We start from the raw sequence: 3591 nt of genomic DNA, 5'->3' as shown, positions 1-3591 counted from the left end.
CGGATACCCGAATGGGAGATATCATCCTTACAAGACACTGGAGGTGTTCCTATGGAATGGTTTGGCTTGACGGACAGAGGCCGTGTGCGCCCGACCAATCAGGATATCTATCAAATCGAAGTGCGGGAGGAGAACCAGACCGCACTGCTTGTCGTGTGTGACGGCATGGGTGGGGCAAACGCGGGCAATGTAGCTAGTCGTTTTGCTGCGCAGTCGTTTGTGGAGTATGCGCGTGGCATGCTGGACCGCGAACTGGATGCCGCAAAGCGGCAGGCGCTGCTGACGCATGCGCTCGTGCAGGCGAACGACACGGTGTTTTCGCTTGCCGGACGGCAGCCGGAATTCCGTGGCATGGGCACAACGCTGGTCGCGGCGCTCGTACAGGGCGATCAGGTGACCGTGCTGAATGTCGGGGACAGCCGCGCCTACTTATTCGACGGCACACGCCTGCACCAGCTGACCGAGGACCACTCCTATGTCGAGGAGATGCGCCGACAGGGCCGCATCACCGAGGCGGACGCCCGCACGCATCCGCAAAAGAACCTGATCACCCGCGCAGTCGGCGTCGAGCCGGATGTGGACGGCGATCTGTTTGAAGCGCGGCTCGCGCCGGGCGAGATGCTGCTGCTTTGCTCGGACGGCCTGACCGGTATGGTGGAGGATGAGAAAATCGCGCAGACACTGAAAGATGCCAAAACGCTCGCACTGGCGGGCGATGCGCTGCTGACCCTCGCGCTGGAGGGCGGCGGCCGCGATAATATCACGGTTGCGCTGTTCACCCGCGGCGCGGAAGAGGAGGCGTAACTCCCTATGGACAAATATATCGGCAAACTGCTCGGCGGCCGGTATGAGATCATTGACGTGGTCGGCGTTGGCGGCATGGCGGTCGTTTATCGCGCGCGTGATGTGGTGCTCAACCGCTATGTCGCCGTGAAGATTCTCAAGGACGAATATGCCAAGGACCCGGATATCCGCAAGCGGTTCTCGATCGAGTCGCAGGCGGTCGCTAAGCTCAGCCATCACAATATCGTTTCAGTATTCGACGTCGGCAGCGAGAATGGCACGGACTATATCGTCATGGAACTGATCGAGGGTATCACCCTCAAAGAATATTTGCAGAAAAAGGGTCACTTGGGCTGGCAAGAGTCCGTGTTCTTTGCGGAACAGATCTGCCGCGCGCTCATCCACGCACATTCCCGCGGCATTATCCATCAGGACATCAAGCCGCAGAATGTCATCATCCTGCGCGACGGTACCGCCAAACTGACCGACTTTGGCATTGCGTCCTTTGCCACCACCCAGGAAACACGCGTGGTGCAGGAGGCCATCGGCTCGGTGCATTATATCTCGCCCGAACAGGCGAAAGGCTCCAAGATCGACTACCGGACGGACATTTACTCGCTGGGCGTCGTGATGTACGAAATGCTCACCGGCAAGCTGCCGTTCGAGGGCGAAACCGCCTTGCAGGTCGTGATGCAGCACCTCAACGCCGTGCCGCTTGCGCCGAGCGAACTGATGCCCGGCATCCCCAAGGGGCTGGATGAGGTGGTCATGCATGCCATGTGCGCCAATATCGGCAGACGCTACGCCTCGGCGGAAGCGCTGTACGCGGATTTGGAGCAACTCAAGAACAATGCGCAGACACGCTTTGGTTATGCCTATACGGATGACGAGACGGGTGAGACGCAGGTCATTGGCCGCGACGTGCAGCGGGCTGCGCGACGCACGGCTGCGCAGGAACAGGCGGCGCACGCGGCGGCGCAGCGGCGTGAGACAGCTACGGCCGTACGCGAGCCGGAGGGCTTCTTTGACCGCTTGGCCGAGCGGCCGGGACTGGCTGCAGGAATTGCAGTGGCGGTCGTGGCGGTGATCGCGCTGGTGGTGGTCGGCCTGTTGATCGCAACGGGCGGCAATGGCGAGGAAAAACTGACGGTACCTTCGCTGGTCGGGCAGACGATCGACGATGTGATGGCCGATACGAGCTACACCTCTCAGTTTACGATCGAAGAAGCGGCCGAGCGGAAGGAATCGGATCGGCCTGTCGGTGAGATCCTTGAGCAGGACCCCGAACCGGGCACCAAGGTGACCAAGGGTGCGATCATTACACTGACAGTCTCCGCGGGCGGCGACAATGTCAGCGACACCTATAAGATTATTGACTTTAAGGGCCGTACGCTGGAATATGCGCAGGCCATGCTGGACGAGCATGATGTCAGCTACCAGACCCAGGAGGAATACAGCGACGAGGTCGAAGCGGGCAAGATCACCCGCACCGATCCTGCAGCTGGGCAGGAGCTGGAAAAGGGCGCGACGCTGACCATTTATATCAGCAAGGGCAAGGAGGACAAGAAGGCCTCGGTGCCCGATCTGTACGGTCTGTCGCAGAGTGCGGCAGAGAAAGCACTGACGGATAAGGGCCTGGTGCTCGGCTCAGTCGATCAGGTGGAAAGCTCGGCTTCGGTCGGTACGGTCGTCTGGCAGTCGGTGAGCAAAGATACGGAGGTCAGCCAAGGAACCGCGATCAACATTCAGATATCCAAGGGCAAGAGCGAGCAGCCGACCACGCCGGACACTGCGGATGAGGATGAGCAGCCGGAGACCGGCGGCGAGAGCGGCGGCAGCAACGGCGGCGATACGCAGGAGCCGACCACACCTACCACTGGTTCGGCGACCATTCCGGTGGCGTTGCCGGATAACACGGATATGGCGCATGTGGTTATCTCGGTCGATGGCGTGGTACAGTACGACGAGACGCATGAGACCAGTCTGGGCAGCATTTCTGTGCCGCTGACCAGCACGCCCGGGCAGCATGAGGTCACGGTCAGCGTGGACGGCGTATCCAGCTCGCAGACCTATACGTTCAGCTGATGGAAGGGGCGAAAGCTTGATCGAAGGGATCATTCTCAAGGGCATCGGCGGGTTCTACTATGTGGATACCGCCGAGGGCCTGATCGAGTGCAAGGCGCGCGGACGCTTTCGGAAAACCGTGGGTAAGCCTATCGTGGGCGACCGCGTGACACTCGAAATCCAGCCGGAGGACGGTACGGGCTATCTGCTTGATATCGCACCGCGCAAAAACAGTCTGGTGCGACCCGCTGTGGCCAACCTTGATCTGCTGGTTGCGGTCGCATCGGCAGCCCCGCCCGTGACCGACCCGTTCCTGATCGACAAGGTGACCGCCATTGCGGTGCACAAGGAGATCAGCGCGCTGGTGGTTATCAATAAAACGGACGAAAACCCGGGCGACGCGCTGTTTGAGGCCTATCAGAAAAGCGGTATTGACGTGCTGCGCGTCAGCGCGCTGACCGGAGAGGGCATTGATGAACTCAAAGCCCGTCTGCGCGGCCGCGTGGCAGCGTTTGCGGGCAACTCGGGCGTGGGCAAGTCAAGTGTACTTAACCGCATCGACCCGCAGTTCGGTGCGGCGGTGGGCGCAATTTCCGACCGCATCGGTCGCGGTAAGCACACGACGCGTCACGTCGAGCTGCATCCGATCGAGGGCGGCGGCTACATCGCGGACACGCCGGGCTTTTCCTCGTTTGAGACCGAGCAGATGGATCTGGTGCTGGCAGAGGATCTGCAATATGCGTT

The 3591-nt window shown here is 60.7% G+C and carries 3 protein-coding genes; all 3 read left to right on the top strand.

Translation table 11 applies throughout. The annotated features are described in order from the left end of the window. Window positions 1-51: 51 nt before the first annotated feature. The gene (locus tag ABGT74_RS00140) at window positions 52-804 is read left to right on the top strand and encodes a Stp1/IreP family PP2C-type Ser/Thr phosphatase (protein ID WP_297282886.1); all 753 of its coding nucleotides are present in this window, start codon (window positions 52-54) and stop codon (window positions 802-804) included. A gap of 6 nt (window positions 805-810) precedes the next feature. Further along, the gene (gene pknB / locus ABGT74_RS00135) at window positions 811-2868 is read left to right on the top strand and encodes a Stk1 family PASTA domain-containing Ser/Thr kinase (RefSeq protein ID WP_346703965.1); all 2058 of its coding nucleotides are present in this window, start codon (window positions 811-813) and stop codon (window positions 2866-2868) included. Between the two features lie 16 nt (window positions 2869-2884). After that, a partial coding sequence (gene rsgA, locus ABGT74_RS00130) for a ribosome small subunit-dependent GTPase A (RefSeq protein WP_346703964.1) occupies window positions 2885-3591 on the top strand: 707 nt, incomplete at its 3' end.

The sequence above is a fragment of the uncultured Agathobaculum sp. genome (assembly GCF_963927765.1).
GTDB lineage: Bacteria > Bacillota > Clostridia > Oscillospirales > Butyricicoccaceae > Agathobaculum.
The sequence above is the reverse complement of the archived record's forward strand: the minus strand, read 5'-3'. Positions and strand labels throughout refer to the sequence as shown.